We start from the raw sequence: 16,302 nt of genomic DNA, 5'->3' as shown, positions 1-16,302 counted from the left end.
GACAACCCTTTCCCGGAGACCGACATGATCGACGGAATCGAAGCCGTGACCCGCTCGGCGCTGGCCCTGGCGCTCGACGCAGCCAGCCTGCGCCAGCAGGCCATCGCCACCAACATCGCCAATGCGAACGTGATCGACTACGTGCCGCAGCGCGTGAGCTTCGAGGCGCAACTGCTCGATGCGCGCCGCGGCATGGCGCAGACCGGGCGCCTCGACACCTTCGCGCTGAGCCAGGTGCGACCGCACATCGAACCCGCGGTCGATGCGGACGGCACGCCGCAGCCGGTGCAGCTCGACGTCGAGGCGGCCGAGATGGCGCGCAACGCGGTGCACTACCAGGCGCTCGTCAAGGGCCTGTCGCGGCATCTCTCGATTCTTTCGATGGCGGCCGGCGACGGCAGGAAATGACCATGGACTACAACCAATCCTTCGCCATCAGCGCGATCGGCATGAACATCGAGCGCACCCGCGTGGACGTGGCGGCACTCAACCTCGCCAACGCCAACACGGTGCAGGGCGTGGGCGGTGCCAGCTACCAGCCGCTGCGCGTGGTCGCGCAGGCGCAGTCGCTCGTCACCGGTGGCGACGCCGCGGCCGGGGCCTTCGGCGCCCTGGTCGACCAGGGCCTCGATGGCGGCGCCGTGCCCATGGCAGCGCCGCTGGTGCAGGTCGTCGCCTCGCAGACGCCGCCCCGGCTCGTCTACGAACCCGGGCATCCGCTGGCCGACGCGCGCGGCTACGTGAGCTACGCGGCCGTCGACACGGCGACCGAAATGGTCAGCATGATGAGCGCCACGCGCGCCTACGAAGCCAACGTGTCGGCCATGAACACCAGCCGCACGCTGGCGCTGCGCGCCCTCGACATCGGGAGCAACGCATGAGCGGCTTCCTTCCCGTCGAGGCGATCGCCGCGCTGTCGCCGCAGGCCCAGGCCATGGCCACGGCCGCGCAATCGCTGGCCGGCGGCACGGCGGCCGCCGAAGCGCCCGCCGCCACCGCGAGCACCGGCGGCTCGTTCGGCCAGCTCGTCACCGATGGCCTCTCGAAGGTCAACGACCAGCTGGTCTCGAGTCAGGTCGACCTGCAGAAGCTCGCGGTCGGCGACGCGCAGAACCTGCACCAGATCATGATCAACCTCGAGGAAAGCCGCGTGAGCTTCCAGCTCATGATGCAGGTGCGTAACCGTCTGCTCGAGGCCTATCAAGACGTCATGAAGATGCCGATATGACTTTCTGGCAAGGACTCACGCAGCGCGCCCGCGCCGGCCTGATCGCGGGCATCGTGCTCATCGTGCTCGCCACTGCGGCGCTGGCATGGTGGACCTTCCGCACCGAATACCAGGTGCTGTTCGCGGACCTCAAGCCGCAGGACGCGCAGGCCATGACCACCGAGCTCGAGCGGCTGAAGATCCCGTACCGACTCGGCGACAACGGCACGGCCATCCTGGTCGACAAGGCCACGGTGCACGCCACGCGCATCAAGCTCATGGGCAAGGAACTGCCGCTGCAGGGCGCGGTCGGCCTCGAGCTGTTCAACAACACCGACTTCGGCATGACCGAGTTCGCGCAGAAGATCAACTACCAGCGCGCGCTGCAGGGCGAGCTGACGCGCACGATCCAGTCGCTGTCGGAGGTGCGCGAGGTCCGCGTGCTGCTGGCGCTGCCCGAGCAGGGCCTGTTCAAGCAGGCGACCTCGAAGGCGACCGCGTCGATCACGCTGACGATGCGCCAGGGCCTGGCGCTGCGGCCCGAACAGGTGGTGGGCGTGCAGCGGCTGGTGGCCGCGGCGGTGCCCGGCATGGCGATGCAGGACGTGACCATCGTCGACAGCCACGGCGTCGCGCTCACGCGCCACGAAACCGGCAATGCCGAAGGCGACGCGAGCAGCGCACGCCTCGATCTCAAACGCGACACCGAGGCCTACCTGTCGCGCAAGGTCACGGCGGTGCTCGACCGCAGCTTCGGCCCGGGCCAGGCCCTCGCGAGCGTCGACGTGACGCTCAACATGGACCAGATCCGCACCACCACCGAGGACGTGCTGCCGGCCGCGAACCGCGCGGGCCTGCAGTCGACCGGCGTGGTCGTGCGTGAGCGCGAAACGCTGCGCGACGCGGGCTCCGCGCTCGACACGCGCGTGACCGACAGCGGCGGCCCGCGCGGCGGCAGCGCCCAGCGCGACGTGGAATACGCGGTGGGCCGGCGCGTCGAACAGGTCGTGAGCCAGCCCGGCTCGATCCGCCGCGTACAGGTGGTCGCGGTGGTGCGCAAGGCGCTCGATGCCGCGCAGGAGGACCAACTGCGCAAGGTCATCGCGGCCGCCGTCGGGGCCACGCTCGAACGCGGCGACACCGTCGTCGTGCAGTCGCTCGCGGGCGCGGCGATGCAGTCGGCCGAGCCGGCAGCCGCGCTCGCGCCCGCCGCCACCGACGGCGGCGAATTCGCGCCGGCCGCGGGTGCGCCGGGCAGCGACAAATCGGCCCCCGAAATGCTGCACTGGCTGATCGCGGCGATCGTGATCGTGGTGCTGGCCTTCCTGGTGCTGCGTGCCGGCCGGCGTGCCCCCGCCCCGCGCGAGCGCCGCGACCCCGCGCCGTTGTCGGAGGCCGAGCGCGCCGCCGCGTTGCGCCGCGTGCGCGACTGGGTGCGCGAGCCGGCCGGATCGACCTCGGCCGGAAACAGGAGGCAGCCGGGATGAACCCGAACTTCGCGGCCTCGCTCCCGCAGGCAACCGGCGCCGACGCCCTGGGCGCCGGCGGCGCGCGCCATGCGGCGTTGCTGCTGCACGCCATGGCGCCAACCGATCGCGACTGGGTGCTGGCCAGCCTGCAGCCCGCGGAACGCGACGGGCTTCAGGCGCTGCTGCGCGAGCTCGAAGAACTGGGAATCGAGCGCGATCCGAGCCTGATCGCCGAAGCCACCGCCGCCGCGGCACCGGCCACCCCGACCGGCCTCGGCGACCGCATCGACGACGCCTGGCTCGAAACGCCCGTGTCCGACGAAGCCTGGCTGCGCCGCCTCGTCGACAGCCAGATGCCGCTGCTCGCGGCCAGCCTGCGCGGCGAGCCGCCGGGCCTGGTCGCCCAGTTCCTTCGCCTGAGCGACTGGCCCTGGCGCCATGCCCTGCTGCAGGCGCTCGATCCGGTGCAACGACGCCGCGTCGAGAGCGCGATCGACGAGGCCTCGAATGCCGCTGACCTGCCACCGGCCCTGCGCGCGGCGTTGGTCGAAGCCGTTGCGCAACGACTGCGCCAGCAGCCGGCTGCCGCCGCGCCGGCACGCGAGCGGGTCGCGGGCTGGAAGCAATCGCTAAGCCGGCTGCTGCGTCCCGGCGCCATGGCACGCGGAGCACAGCGATGAACGAACGGCCGCAGACACCCGCTCCTCGCGACACCGAAGCACAGGCATCGGTGCATTCGGTCGTGCTGCGCGACGTGGCGGTGCGCGGCCAGGTCTCGCTTGCGCGGCCACGCGCGAGCGAGGCGCGGCCGGCGGAAGGAATCGCGCGCGCGCATGCACCGAACGTCGTGCCCGTCCAGCCGGCGCGACGGACCGAGCCGAATGTCGCGGCGCCCCAGCCGCAGCCCGCGGCGACCGGCCCCGCCAGTGCCGACGATGGCGGCGCCTCCGGGCGCCGCGGCTACGATGAAGGCCTGGCCCAGGGCCGCGCCCAGGCTGCCGAGGAGGCGCGCCAGGCCGCCGCGCGCGCGGACCAGGCGCTGCAGAAGGCCACGCGCGAGCTCGAGGCCCGCTTCGAGAAACAGGCGCAGGCCGCGCGCGAGCGCGGCGAACAGGAGCAGGCGACGCTGAAGGCGCGGCTGCAGAAGCTCGATGCGTTGCTCGCCGCCGTGCCCGCGCAGATCGAGGCGCGGCTGGCCGACGCCGAGGACGACATGCTGGCGCTGTGCTTCGAGTCGGTCTGCAAGATCCTCGGGGCCCACGCGGTCACGCCCGAGGGCATCCGCGCGCAACTGGAGCATGTCAGGACCGGCCTGCGCGGCAAGCCGCTGGTGGCCGTGCACCTGCATCCCGACGACCTGGCCGTGCTGCGCGATGCCACCGCCGCGGCCGGCGGCACGCTGCCCGCCGACGACGGCGAGGTGCAGTGGGTCGCCGATCCGACGCTCGCGCTCGGCGGCTGCATCCTGCAATCGCCGCAGGGCGGGATCGACGCGCGGCTCGAGACCCAGTTGCGCGCGCTGGCCCAGTTGCTCGTGCAATCGCGCGGCGCGGCCCGCGCGACCGTCCAGCCTTCGGCCACCGGACGCTGACACCGATGAACGCGCTCGCCACCGCCCGCCAGACCCTGCGCGCCACCGACCTGCGTCGGCGCATCGGCTGGGTGCGCGAGATGCAGGGACTGGCCATCGATGCCACGGGCCCCGACGCGGCCGTGGGCGAGCTCTGCCGCATCATGGTCCGCGGCGACGCATCGACGGACCCGGCCGGCGAATCGGCCGGCGTGCTGGCCGAGGTGGTCGGCCTCAAGCCGGGCCGCGTCACCTTGATGCCCTATGGCGCGCTCGACGGCATCGCGGCCGGCTGCGAGGTCCGCGCGCTCGGCGTGGAGTCGCAGCTGGGTGTCGGCCCGGCCCTGCTCGGGCGCGTGATCGACGGCTTCGGCAACCCGCTCGACGGCCAGCCCGCGCCGGCCGTGGTTGCGCGGCGGCCGCTCAAGGCGCCACCGATCAATCCGATGCAGCGCCCGCCGATCCGGCGCGTGATGGAAACCGGCATCCGCAGCATCGACGGCCTGCTCACGCTGGGCCAGGGCCAGCGCGTGGGCATCTTCGCGGGCAGCGGCGTCGGCAAGAGCACGCTGCTGGGCCTGCTGGCGCGCCATGTGAAGGCACAGGGAGGGAACGACCCGCGCGGCAGCGTCAACGTGATCGCGCTGATCGGCGAGCGCGGCCGCGAGGTGCGCGAGTTCATCGAGAACCAGCTGGGCCCCGAGGGCCTCGCGCGCTCGGTGGTGGTGGTGGCGACCTCCGACCAGCCCGCGCTGGCCCGCCTGCGCGCGGCCTATGCCGCGCTCGCGATCGCCGAGTACTTCCGCGAGGACGGCCGCAACGTGCTGCTCACCATGGATTCGATCACGCGCTTCGCGATGGCGCGGCGCGAGGTCGGCCTGTCGGCCGGCGAGCCGCCGACCGCGCGCGGCTACACGCCCTCGGTGTTCGCCGAACTACCCGAACTCTGCGAGCGCTGCGGCACCGCGCCCGGCGGCGGCTCGATCACCGCGCTGCTGACCGTGCTGGTGGAAGGCGACGATTTCAACGAGCCGGTGTCCGATGCGCTGCGCGCCATCCTCGACGGCCACATCGTGCTGTCGCGCCAGCTCGCGCACCGCGGCCACTATCCCGCCATCGACGTGCTCAAGAGCGTGAGCCGCCTCATGCCCGACCTGGCCGACGAGCGCCAGCGCGCGCTGGCGGCAACGGCGGTGCAATACCTCGCGGTGCTCGAGCGCAACCGCCAGATGATCGACATCGGCGCCTACGAACAGGGCGCCAATGCCGAGCTGGACCGCGCCATCGCGCTCGAGCCCCGGCTGCTGGCCTGGCTGCGGCAGAGCACGGGCGGCGTGCCGCATGCGGAATCGATGCGCGGCCTGCAGGAACTGTTCGGCCCGGCGGCCGCGCCAGCGCCGTCGCCGCTGGCGATGCCCGCCCCCATGCAGATGCAGATGCCCACGCGAGGCGGAACCAAGCCATGAACGCCACCGCATCGACACCCTCGACCGCTGCGCGCGACGTCGACATCCGCGGTTTCTCCTACCCGCTCGAACCGGTGCGGCAGCGGCAACAGTGGCAACTCGACCGCAGCCTGGCCGCGCTGGGCCGCGCGCAGAAGCTGCTCGACCAGACCGAGGAGCAATTGAAACAGCTGCGCGAGACCCACGATGCGCAAGCCCGCGCGCTGAGCGAAGCGACGCTGCGCCGCCTCGACCCCGGCGCCCACCGGCGCGCACTCGGCTATCTCACGCACCTGCGCGAGCGCTCGAAGGAGCTCGAGACCCTGCGCGACACGCAGCGGCTGGCGCGCGACGAGCTGCGCCGCGAGTGCACCGAACGAAGGCTGCGCCTCGATGGCCTGGACCGCCACAAGGAAGATGCCTTGACCGACTACGCGCACGAGATCCGCCAGCGCAATGCCAACGAGCAGGACCGCGACTGGCTCGCGCGACGTGGCACGCCGGTGACGGCGAAGGAGCAACAGCCATGACGAACCCGCACATCGGCGCGGGACTGCCCGCCGCATGGCCCGCAACACGCGAGCCGGCGACGCCGGCAGGCTCTGGCGACGATCCGCAGCAGCAACTGGCGTGGCAGCGCGAGATGGAGCGTGCGCAGTTGGCGGGCTGGTTCAAGCCGACGCCGCGGGACGAAGGGCGTGGCGCTTCACAGGGCGCCCCGCAGCCCGGCTCGCGCGCGGCGAGGGGCTCGCGGCAAGCGAGCGGCGCGGGCGCCGCGACACCTGGCGTGCCCGCACCGTCGATCCGCATGGCGCTGTGGTCGCCCGTGGCTTCGCCAGCGCCGCCGTCCGAGTTTCAAGGAGCGCTTTCGCCGCACCTGCCCGGCACACCCGCCGTTTCGACCGTCAACGCCAAGGCCTTCGCGACAGACCCCGCCGCTCCGATCGAAGAGCGCCACAGCGCCCACGTCGGGGCGCGCTCGCCGCTGTGGAATGCTTCGCCCGCGCAGGATGCACCCGCCGCTTCGGAAAACGCACCCCAAACCGGCGACACCGATCCCGCCACCGCCACACCCCAGGACCCGCAGGCACCGATCCGCCTGCACGAGGAATCGACGCCTTCGGGCCAGGCACTGTGGCTCGCCATGCGCGCCGATGACCGCGCGCTGACAGCACTGCTGCCGCAACTGGTGCTCGATCTTCAACGCGCCCAGAAGCAGCAGGGGCGCCACCTGCACCAGGTCGTCTGCAACGGCCGCCTGGTCTGGCGCGACGGCGAATTCATCCAGGGCGACCGCCCTTCGCACGACATGTTCGATTCAACCGGCTCCAAGGAGATCTGATGGCCATCGATTCAGTGGGCGCCTCCGCCGCCACCAACCTGCAGTCCTCCAGCCTCGGCATGGAGGACTTCCTCAAGATCCTGCTGACCCAGTTGACCTACCAGGATCCGCTCAAGCCCATGGACAACCAGCAGTTCATGGCGCAGATGGCGCAGTTCACCAACCTGCAGCAAACGCAGCAGCTCAACGACAGCATCAAGACCCTGATCACGAACCAGGCCGCGCTGCAGTCGGTGGGACTGATCGGGAAGACGGTCGACATCAACACCCAGTCGGGCACCGCCAGCGGCACCGTCAGTGCGCTATCGCTGTCGGGCGAGGCGCCGATGATCACCGTGCGCACTTCCACCGGTGCCACGCTCACCGACATCTCGCTGAGCCAGATCATCTCGGTCCGATAGGCACGCGAAACAGCGCCACCCGCAACGACCACCGCACAGGGAGACTTCCATGCTCGAATCCATCTACGTCGGAATGACCGGCCTCCTGGGCTACTCGCGCGGGCTGCGCGTGATCGCCAACAACACGGCCAACCTCAACACGCCGGGCTTCAAGAGCTCGAGCCTGCAGTTCACCGACCTGTTCTACACAGGAGCCAACCTCAGTGGCGGCGGCACCCAGCAGGGACCGAGCCAGCTCGGCTTCGGCCTCAACACCGCCGGCACCAGCCTCTCGTTCAAGCAGGGCGAACTGCGCCAGACCGGCAACGAGCTCGACCTCTCGGTCGACGGCCAGGGCTTGTTCGTGCTGGAGAACGAGGATGGGCAGACGCGCTACACGCGCGCGGGCCAGTTCAAGTTCGATCCCGATGGCACGCTGGTCAACCGCATCGGCGGCGAGAAGGTCATGGCATCGGGCGAGAACGGCAAGTTCGTGCCGATCAGCATCGCCGGACAGGGCTCGCACAACGGCCAGCCGACCACCAGGCTCAAGTTCGAGGGCACGCTCAATGCCAAGCCGGTCGACAACGCCTCCCAGTCCATCGAGGGCATCACGGTCATCGACAGTGCCGGCACGCGGCATGCGCTGATCCTGCGCTTCTCCTCGATCACGCCGGAAGGCGCGAACATGTCGGTGAAGGTCGAGCTGATGGACGCGTCGACGGTGCTCGCGACGGGCAAGCTCGTATTCGCGAACGGCAAGCCGACGGCGCAAACCGCGCAGTTGGCCCTGCAGTACAAGCCCACCGGGCTGCCGCCGCAGGCATTGACGCTGGATTTCGGCACCGGCGTCTCGCTGCTCGACGGCGCCACCACGCTGAAGCTCAACAACCAGGACGGCATTCCCCCCGGCACCCTGAGCGGCGCCGCCTTCGACGACACCGGCACGCTTCGCATCAGCTACACCAACGGGCAGACCGTGAAGGGCGCCCGCCTGGCGCTGGCGCGATTCGACTCGCCCGATGCGGTCGTGAGCCTGGGTGGCAACCAGTTCGACATCGCGGACAAGGCGGCCTGGCACTTCGGCAGCGCGAGCGAGGGCGCGTTCGGCAAGGTCGTCTCGGGCCGGGTCGAGATCTCGAATGTCGACCTGTCGCAGGAATTCAGCGACCTCGTGATCATGCAGCGCGGCTACCAGGCCAGTTCGCAGGTGGTATCGACCGCCAACGAGATGCTGCAGCAACTGTTCTCGATGAAGAGCAAATGAACGCGACCCTCGCTGTCGATCCCACCGCCTCGGCCTTGCTCGATCCGGCGGCGTCCGCGCTCCAGGCGCGGCCGCTGCGCAGTTGGCCGGCGTCGCAGAAGGAGCATGTGCGATGGCGCATGGTCGCATTGCACCAGGACTGGGCCGCCGAATGGCTGCCGCTGCGCGATGCAGGCGCGCGTGAACCGGAGGTGCAGGTCATCGAAGCAGCCGGCGAATCCGATGCCGCCGCTTCATGGGCTTTTGCTTCCGCGTCGCGCCGCGGCTCGGGTGCCGGCGCACCGCAGGACCCGGCGCTGCTCGCGATCTGCACGGCGATGTTCGGTGCCGATGCCGGGCCAGCCTCCGCGGGCCGCATGGCCGACCGCATCGCGCTCGCGGCCTGGAACGACTGGCTGCACCGCCTCGACACCGCGCTCAACGGCTTCGCGCTCGCACCGCGAAGCGCCACGGCCAGTGCCTCCGCCGAGACGCCATCGCACGCCTGGTCGGGCGCGCTGCAGCTGCGCTGGCCCTGGTGCGGCGGCCTCTGGACGCTGGACCTGCCGTACGAGGCCGTGGCCACGCTGCTCGGGTCCGCGCAAGCGAGTGCCGCCGAGCCGGCGGAACAGCCGGCCGCATCGCCAAAGGAACGCCTCGATCGCGCCCTGTCCGACCAGCCCGTGACGCTGCGCGTGCTGCTCGAAGGCGCCGAACTCAACCTCGGCCAGTTGCAGGGCCTGCGACTCGACGACATCGTGCCGCTCGCGCACCGTCTCGACACGCCGGCCATCGTCGTCGGCACCGACGGCCAGCAGGTCTGCGACGGCTGGCTCGGCCAGAGCGAGGGCCGCATCGCGATCGAGCTCACGCGGCTCGCCGCCTCTTCATCCACCGCCTCTCCCGCCGGCGCATCGCCGCGCACACCGCCATCGAAGGAAGGAAAGTCATGACCCAAGCCATGGAAGGCATTGCCGCCACCCACCGCGTCGGCGCATCGCCAAGCACCAATGAGCAACGCGCGGAAAGCCGCGCGCCGACCGCCCAGATCATCTCGCTGCCCGACCTGCACGCGGGCGCGGAAGGCGACGGCGGCGCATCGGCCGGCGGCGCCGCCGTGCTCAAGGACTGGAACCCGCTGCACCAGATCAAGGCCAGGCTGCAGGTCTGCGTCGGCGAAGCGACGCTGACGGTGGGCGAACTGCTCGGTGCCAAGGAGCACCAGGTGCTGCGGCTCGATCGCGGCATCGACCAGCCGGTGGACCTCACCATCGAGGGCAAGGTCGTGGCACGCGGCCAGCTGGTGGCGGTCGACGGTCACTTCGCCGTGCGCATCACCGAACTGCCGGTCGCGCTGGGCCTCGGGTCGGGAAGCTGAAGCATGAGGGATTGGTGGCATGCGGAGGCGAAGGCCTGGCGCGCTGGCTGGATCGGCCTCGGGCTGGCCGCCGCGCTGCTGACCGGCGCACCGGGCGTTCGTGCGCAGGAATCGCCGAGCGCGGCCTCCGGCAGCCTGCCGCCCAGCATTCCTGTGAAGCGCGACAACATGGCCGGCGGCTCGGACGATGCCGATGGGCGCTGGTGGATCGCGGCCGTCTTCATTGCCGGCCTGGCGGGCTGGGGCTTCGTCGCCGTGCGCCGCAAGTCGGCGGGCCAGGCGGCCGCGCCGGCCTGGCTGACGCGCTGGACCGGCCTGCCCGAAACCACGGCGCAACGCGAGATCCGCCGCATCGCGAGCACCCGGCTGACGCCGCGCCACAGCCTGCACGTGGTCGAGTGGAATGGCCGCCAGTTGCTGCTGGGCTGCACCGATCAATCGGTGCAACTGCTGTCCGAAGCGCCCGCTACGCCGCCGAGCGAGGTTCGCTCGTGATGCTGCGCATGCTCGCCAAGGACCGCGGTGTCCGCTGGACCTGGCCGCGGGTGCTGCTCGCCGCCGGCACGCTCGCCGCCGCCGCGCTCTTCGGTTCGGCGGGCTTCGCCCAGTCGCCATCGACGGAAACGCCTGCGTTGTCCGAAGCGGCACCGGCTGCAACGCCGACATCGACCGAGACACCGGCGGAAGCGCCTGCCATCCAAGCCCCTGTCGCACCCGCCGTCGTCGGCACGCCGAATGCGCCCGAGCCCGCATCGAGCGCCAGTCCGCCTTCGCCATCCAGCGCCACGCCAACGGCACCGGTCGCCACCGCACCCACGGCACCGCCACCTACGGCACCGCCACCCGCCGCGACGCCACCCGCGCCTCGCGCCAAAACACCGGCTGCCGCCAACAGCGCCTCCACGCCCTCGCCGCAGCCCTCGAACGCACCGCTCAGCACGCCGGCCACCGAAACCTCGCAGGCGCTGCGCGTCGTGCTGGGCCTCACCGTGCTCGCGGTGCTGCCCGCCATGCTCGTGTGCCTGACCAGCTTCCTGCGCATCATCGTCGTGCTGTCGATGCTGCGGCATGCCATCGGCATGAACGAGACGCCGCCCAACACCGTGCTCATCGGCCTCGCGCTGTTTCTCACGCTGTTCACCATGTCGCCGGTGCTGCAGAAGGTGAACCAGGAGGCCTTCGAGCCCTTCATGGCCGGCAAGCTCTCGATGGAGGACGGCTACAGGAAGGGCGTGGCGCCGCTGCGCGAATTCATGGTGCGGCAAACGCGCGAGGCCGACCTCGCGCTGATGGTCGAGCTGTCGAAGGCACCGATGCCGCGCTCCATGGACGACATCGGCAACGTGCAGCTCATTCCGGCTTTCATGCTGTCGGAGCTGCGCTCGGCCTTCCAGATCGGCTTCGTGATCTTCCTGCCCTTTCTGCTGATCGACCTGATCGTCTCGAGCGTGCTGATGGCGCTCGGCATGATGATGATGCCGCCCACCACCATCGCGCTGCCGCTCAAGGTGCTGATGTTCATCCTGGTGGACGGCTGGAGCCTGGTGCTCAAGTCGCTGGTCGGGAGCTTTCACTGACCTGCAGGCAACCGGACGCCCATGCCCCGCTTCGGTTCCGCGCTCACCCCCTCGCTGGTTGCCCTGCCCGCAGCCGGCGAGGCGGGCGAGCACGCGCCCGGCGGCGGCATGGGCGCGAACGACGACACGCTCCCTCTGTGGCAGCGCTGGCGCGACCGGGCCGATCCCGAGGCGCGCGAGCTGCTGATCGGCCACTACCTGCCCTACGCCCGCATGATGGCCGCCACGCTCTATGGCCGCCGCACCCACGACGAGGTCGAGTTCGCCGACTACCTGCAGTACGCGCGCGTGGGCCTGCTCGAAGCCATCGACCGCTACGACCCCGCCCAGGGCGCGCAGTTCAAGACCTTCGCGGCGCGGCGCGTGCAGGGTGCCATGCTCAACGGCCTCGCGAGCTTCACCGAGAAGAACCAGCAGATCGGCGTGCGCATGCGGCTGCGCCAGGAGCGCCTCGAGGCGGTGAAGCAGGCCGCGGCCGAAACCGGGCCCGACGACACGCCGGCCACGGCCTCTTCCGCCCCGTCGCGCAGCGCCGATGCGCTGTTCCGCTACCTCGCCGAAGTCGGCATCGGCCTCGCGCTCGGCGTGATGCTCGAAGACACGGGCATGGTCGACGCCCAGGCCTTCGACGGCGAAGCCCTTGCGCCCTCGCCCGAGGTCAGCTATTTCCGCAAGTCGGAGATCGACCGCCTGCGCAGCGTCGTGCGCAGCCTGGTCGACCGGCTCGGCGAACAGCAGAGAACCGTCATCCGCCATCACTACCTGCAGGAAGTGCCCTTCGACGACATTGCGGCGATGATGGGCGTGACCCGCGGCCGCGTCTCGCAGTTGCACCGGCAGGCGCTGTTGCGATTGCGGGAGTTGCTCGGCGCCGACGCCCGCCTCGATGTCTCGTTGTGATCCCGTGCAGCCTCTTTCGCTCGTCCCCGTTTCCAATCCATCCGACACCGCATGACCGATACGACCTCCACCTCGACCTCCGATGCATCGCCGCATGACGACCCGCGCACGGTGGCGGCGCGCCAGCGGCTCGACCGGCTCGACGGCTACCTGCGCAACGACCCGCGCAACAACGCCATGCTGATCGATGCCTTCGAAACCGCGCTGGCCTGCGGCGAATGGGAGCGCGCGGAATTCCACCTGCGGCATGCCCAGTCGCTGCAGGCCGACGGCCTCGCATGGCGCCTGCGCGAAGGCGATTTCTGGCTGGCCCAGCAGCGCTACGACGATGCGCAGTCCGTGCTCGAAAGCCTGGCCGGCACGCCGAATCCGCCGCCGGGCTTTGCCGACGTCGTGCTGCACAACCTGGCCTTCATCGACATGCGGCGTGGGCAGCCCGGCGTCTGCGTCGACCGCCTCGCGCCGCGGCTCGAAGGATCGGCCCACGCCGCGGCCGATGCCGCGCAACCGACGCCCATCGCCGAACGCGCGCTGCAGCAGGTATGGCTGCGCGCGCTGCATCACGATGGCCAGTTCGACCGCGCCATCGGCTGGACCCTCGAGAACGAGCGGCAGGGACGGCTCGACCCACAGGCCGCCGGCGTGGCCGGGCTCATCGCGATCGACGCCGCCGATTTCGCCGCCGCGCAGCGCTGGTCGGGCCTGAGCCTCTCCAACGGCGACGCCAGCGACCAACCCGTCGAAACCTTCGTCACGCAGGCCTCGCTCGCGCTCGCCGCGCGCAATGCCGAGCGCGCGCGCCAGCTCGCCGAAGTAGCGTTGCAGCGCAATCCCGGCGACGGCCGTGCCTGGTCCACCTGGGGCTTCGCGGCCCTGCTGGGCGGCGACCTGAACGCCGCCACCGATGCCTTCCATCGCGCGCTGGCCGTCATGGGCCAGCACATCGGCACCTGGCATGGCCTGGGCTGGGCCCAAATCCTCCAAGGCAAGCTGCCCGGGGCTCGCGCCACCTTCGAGACCGCGCTCGACCTCGACCGCAACTTCGCCGAAAGCCACGGCGGCCTGGCCGTCGTGCTCGCCATGGAATCGGAGCGCGAGAAGGCACAGGAACACGCCGAGTTGGCCCTGCGGCTGGACCGCGCGAATGTCTCGGGCCGCTATGCGCAGGCTTTGCTCTCGGGCGAGGTCAAGGATGCGAAGGACCTGCAGCGGCTGGCTCGCCGGCTGCTGGGCGGGCGGACTTCTCCGCTGGGCGGGGACATGGGGGAGATGTTTCCGGAGCCGGAGGCAGGGTCGGATGGCGCGCCCTCGTCGGCGGCCCCGAACGACGGGCACTGAGCCGCAGTTTCGAGTTCCGCTGGCAGTTACTTGCCGGCCGGCTGGGACTCCGACAACAGCAGCGCACCGGCCTCGCGCAAGGCCGCGTGCAGCTCGGCATCGCCCTCCATGCGCTGCAGCACCGCATCGACCATCTGGTCGAAGCCCTTGTCGTCGAGCCGGTCGCGACCGAAGGCCTGGACCAGCACCGATTCGAGGAAGAGCCGGAAGGCCTTGCGTTCGCGCTGGGGATCGTTCGGGGACAGCGCGCGCACGCGCAATGCCACCAACTGCTGCAACTGAGCCGCATCGGCCGGCGCGCCGAAGCCATCGGCACCATCCGCACTGTCGCCAGCCGGATCGCGCCGTGCCTTCTCCGACACGTCGGCAGGCTTGCGCTGGGCGCCCTGCCCCGCGATGCCGCCACGCCCCGCCGACTGCTGCTGCGACTGCGCGCGGAACTGCGCCGCGAACTGGGCGCGGATCATCGCGGCCAGTTGGGTGGAGGGGTCGATCATGGGTGGGGCGAGTTCGAGGCGTGGGGACGGATGCCGAGTCTATCCACCGCCCCCTCCGGTATCAGTGGCCGGGGCCGCTTTGCCGATAGTTGGCCAGCAGCACATGCGAGGCGGAGGCCTCGTCAGCCGAAGGATCGGCGGGCGCATCGTCGCGCTGGGAGGCCTGCAGCGAGCGGATGCCCGCGATCACCTTTTCGATGTCGTCCGACAAAGCGGGGTTCTCGGTGTTGCGCTGGAGGCCTTGTTCGTAGTGAGCCAGTGCTTCATCGAACTGGTCCTGGGTCAGGGCCGCGAAGCCGTTGACGAAATGAGGCAGCGGGTGGGTGTCAGGCAGTTCGAGCAGGGGTTGCCAAGTCAGCAGGCCCAGCGCGGCACGGCCCGAGCTGAATTGCAGGAGGCCGAGTTGGTAGCGTGCCAGCGGGAAATCGGGCGCCAGCCTTGCAGCGTTGGCGAAGGCGGCTTCGGCTTGGGCCATGTCGCCTAGGGCGGCGTATTCGGAACCCAACAGGAATTGTGGCAGTCCCGAGTTGGGATTCGAGGCCTGGGCTCTTTGGAAGTAGTCGATTGCACGCTCGCCGTCGTTCGCACGGCTCGCGGCAATACCCGCAGAAAGAAGCTCATCGAGTTGCATTGAAAATTCCTCTATTGGAAAGATCCGAATTTCTCGCTTTGGCCTTGTTGTTGTCATAGTCGACAGCGCGACTATCTGCAATAAGGAAAAATCACTTTCGAATCGAAGTTACGATTTTATATAAAACTGCATTTCGTCAACGAGACACAACACGCCCATATTCTTCTTCTGTAGAAACCATGCCCGACATCTACCCAAGCACTCCACCGATAGGAGCTACCCGAATTTCTGTGCGCAAGGCGTTGCGTAGACTTGTCCACGGCGACAGACGTCGCCTGCGAGGAACGACCGACACGACGGGTAAGTCGGTCTCATGCTACAGGGTGTAATTCGAATAAATCGATCGCTGTAGACGATGGCAACTGATTCATCGCTTCTCACCACTCTTTAGCCGCACGCCCTAGTCGGCTCTCGCGGATCGATCACGCAGAACATGCACAAAGGATAAATGCGCTTTCCGATCGGTTGTCACATTGCGCGAGCGGCATCTCGCGACGCCTGCAGTCATTGGAATTCGCATGCAAAATTGGAATTTGACCCCTATATTATGGGATGGGCGATGCTAAGGTGCGTCATCGCGTGCACACGCTGCAGTTGCCCGATCTCCACCTGCGTATAGATCTGCGTGCTGCTGATGTCGGCATGTCCGAGCATCGCCTGGATTTGGTGGATGATCGTGTCTACACCTGCATCTCATCAACACGACGCAGCATGTCCAGGCACTTCTCGCGTGGGAACCACGTCTTTTGCGGCGAGTTCACGAACGCCTCGCGTACCACCGGATAGCGTCCCGGATTGACCGCCTTGGCCAATAGCAAACTGCGCATCGCGCGATGTTCAAGCGGTAACCCCAGCGAGTACCCCGCAATGTCAGCCAGCGGCTTGGCATTGGCGAAGGCTTCCAACTTGACGAGATCGGCGAAGCGCTCATAGAAGAGCAGCGCCCGACTCGCAAAGATGGCTTCGATCTCGCGCGCCACCGTCTCGACGTCTTCCTGCATCGTGGCTGGCGCCACCTTCATAGGCGATGCTGGGCCGCGTGGCTGGCCGAAGACCAGCGTGCAGGTTTCCAATTGAGCATCACCATAGACCATGCCCAAGGTATTCCACGGGATTTCGATGCGGTCGTGTCGAATCTCTGGGAAGGCCGTGATCTCGAAGAATTTTCCGAGGGCAGTGCCTTGATTGACTATCATGAATTTGTCGCATCCGAAGGGCTGCTCACGAACGAAGCACCCCCACTTCTTGTTCAACTCGAAGCCTTGAGCACGCAACGGCGGCATTACCTCAGCACAGATTGCTTTTTCGATTCGATCCATGGC

Annotated in this window: 20 protein-coding genes; 17 read left to right on the top strand and 3 right to left on the bottom strand. The window is 69.3% G+C overall.

Translation table 11 applies throughout. The annotated features are described in order from the left end of the window. Positions 1-24: 24 nt before the first annotated feature. From KV106_RS11245 to KV106_RS11165, 17 genes are read left to right on the top strand one after another with little or no spacing between them, the layout of a single operon-like run. Positions 25-408 (top strand): flagellar basal body rod protein FlgB, encoded by a 384-nt coding sequence (locus KV106_RS11245; RefSeq protein ID WP_261210298.1) that lies wholly within the window; start codon positions 25-27, stop codon positions 406-408. Between the two features lie 2 nt (positions 409-410). Next, positions 411-881: a flagellar basal body rod protein FlgC gene (gene flgC / locus KV106_RS11240; protein WP_261210296.1), complete on the top strand. Its 471-nt coding sequence runs from the start codon at positions 411-413 to the stop codon at positions 879-881. After that, positions 878-1,228, top strand: coding sequence for a flagellar hook-basal body complex protein FliE (gene fliE, locus KV106_RS11235; RefSeq protein ID WP_261210294.1), 351 nt, complete (start codon positions 878-880; stop codon positions 1,226-1,228). The genes flgC and fliE overlap by 4 nt, the downstream gene beginning before the upstream one ends. Further along, entirely contained in the window at positions 1,225-2,694 is a 1,470-nt protein-coding gene (gene fliF / locus KV106_RS11230; RefSeq protein ID WP_261210292.1) for a flagellar basal-body MS-ring/collar protein FliF, read from the top strand. Before fliE ends, fliF begins: the two co-directional genes overlap by 4 nt. After that, a complete protein-coding gene (locus KV106_RS11225; protein ID WP_261210290.1) occupies positions 2,691-3,356 on the top strand; it encodes a hypothetical protein in 666 nt (221 codons plus the stop codon). The genes fliF and KV106_RS11225 overlap by 4 nt, the downstream gene beginning before the upstream one ends. Then, a complete protein-coding gene (locus KV106_RS11220; RefSeq protein ID WP_261210288.1) occupies positions 3,353-4,267 on the top strand; it encodes a FliH/SctL family protein in 915 nt (304 codons plus the stop codon). The genes KV106_RS11225 and KV106_RS11220 overlap by 4 nt, the downstream gene beginning before the upstream one ends. A 5-nt stretch (positions 4,268-4,272) precedes the next feature. After that, positions 4,273-5,712: a FliI/YscN family ATPase gene (locus KV106_RS11215; protein ID WP_261210286.1), complete on the top strand. Its 1,440-nt coding sequence runs from the start codon at positions 4,273-4,275 to the stop codon at positions 5,710-5,712. After that, positions 5,709-6,221 (top strand): hypothetical protein, encoded by a 513-nt coding sequence (locus tag KV106_RS11210; protein ID WP_261210284.1) that lies wholly within the window; start codon positions 5,709-5,711, stop codon positions 6,219-6,221. Before KV106_RS11215 ends, KV106_RS11210 begins: the two co-directional genes overlap by 4 nt. After that, on the top strand, positions 6,218-7,033 hold the full coding sequence (locus KV106_RS11205; protein WP_261210282.1) for a hypothetical protein: 816 nt from the start codon (positions 6,218-6,220) through the stop codon (positions 7,031-7,033). The genes KV106_RS11210 and KV106_RS11205 overlap by 4 nt, the downstream gene beginning before the upstream one ends. Further along, the gene (locus KV106_RS11200) at positions 7,033-7,434 is read left to right on the top strand and encodes a flagellar hook assembly protein FlgD (RefSeq protein WP_093343357.1); all 402 of its coding nucleotides are present in this window, start codon (positions 7,033-7,035) and stop codon (positions 7,432-7,434) included. The genes KV106_RS11205 and KV106_RS11200 overlap by 1 nt, the downstream gene beginning before the upstream one ends. 49 nt (positions 7,435-7,483) lie before the next feature. Next, positions 7,484-8,680 (top strand): flagellar hook protein FlgE, encoded by a 1,197-nt coding sequence (locus tag KV106_RS11195; protein ID WP_261210276.1) that lies wholly within the window; start codon positions 7,484-7,486, stop codon positions 8,678-8,680. Next, positions 8,677-9,612 carry a FliM/FliN family flagellar motor C-terminal domain-containing protein gene (locus KV106_RS11190; RefSeq protein WP_261210274.1) on the top strand — a complete coding sequence of 312 codons (936 nt, stop codon included), beginning with the start codon at positions 8,677-8,679 and terminating at the stop codon, positions 9,610-9,612. Before KV106_RS11195 ends, KV106_RS11190 begins: the two co-directional genes overlap by 4 nt. Further along, entirely contained in the window at positions 9,609-10,037 is a 429-nt protein-coding gene (locus KV106_RS11185) for a FliM/FliN family flagellar motor C-terminal domain-containing protein (protein WP_261210272.1), read from the top strand. The genes KV106_RS11190 and KV106_RS11185 overlap by 4 nt, the downstream gene beginning before the upstream one ends. Before the next feature lie 3 nt (positions 10,038-10,040). Beyond that, positions 10,041-10,532 (top strand): FliO/MopB family protein, encoded by a 492-nt coding sequence (locus tag KV106_RS11180; RefSeq protein ID WP_261210270.1) that lies wholly within the window; start codon positions 10,041-10,043, stop codon positions 10,530-10,532. Next, positions 10,532-11,614: a flagellar type III secretion system pore protein FliP gene (gene fliP, locus KV106_RS11175; RefSeq protein WP_261210268.1), complete on the top strand. Its 1,083-nt coding sequence runs from the start codon at positions 10,532-10,534 to the stop codon at positions 11,612-11,614. The genes KV106_RS11180 and fliP overlap by 1 nt, the downstream gene beginning before the upstream one ends. A gap of 21 nt (positions 11,615-11,635) precedes the next feature. Beyond that, positions 11,636-12,514, top strand: a complete 879-nt coding sequence (locus KV106_RS11170; protein WP_261210266.1) for a sigma-70 family RNA polymerase sigma factor — start codon at positions 11,636-11,638, stop codon at positions 12,512-12,514. A gap of 51 nt (positions 12,515-12,565) precedes the next feature. After that, complete coding sequence (locus tag KV106_RS11165) at positions 12,566-13,852, top strand: tetratricopeptide repeat protein (protein ID WP_261210264.1); 1,287 nt, start codon at positions 12,566-12,568, stop codon at positions 13,850-13,852. Positions 13,853-13,878: 26 nt separating this feature from the next. Here the strand turns inward: KV106_RS11165 and KV106_RS11160 are convergent, their stop codons facing one another. The 3 genes from KV106_RS11160 to KV106_RS11150 all read right to left on the bottom strand — a co-directional run bounded on the left by KV106_RS11160 (position 13,879) and on the right by KV106_RS11150 (position 16,299). After that, on the bottom strand, positions 13,879-14,349 hold the full coding sequence (locus tag KV106_RS11160; protein ID WP_261210262.1) for a hypothetical protein: 471 nt from the start codon (positions 14,347-14,349) through the stop codon (positions 13,879-13,881). A 61-nt stretch (positions 14,350-14,410) separates the two neighbouring features. Beyond that, entirely contained in the window at positions 14,411-14,980 is a 570-nt protein-coding gene (locus tag KV106_RS11155; protein WP_261210260.1) for a tetratricopeptide repeat protein, read from the bottom strand. Positions 14,981-15,660: 680 nt separating this feature from the next. Beyond that, entirely contained in the window at positions 15,661-16,299 is a 639-nt protein-coding gene (locus tag KV106_RS11150) for a hypothetical protein (RefSeq protein WP_261210258.1), read from the bottom strand. Positions 16,300-16,302: the final 3 nt, after the last annotated feature.

Source organism: Variovorax endophyticus (assembly GCF_025376855.1).
Taxonomy (GTDB): domain Bacteria; phylum Pseudomonadota; class Gammaproteobacteria; order Burkholderiales; family Burkholderiaceae_C; genus Variovorax.
This window is presented reverse-complemented; position numbering and strand designations above follow the sequence as displayed.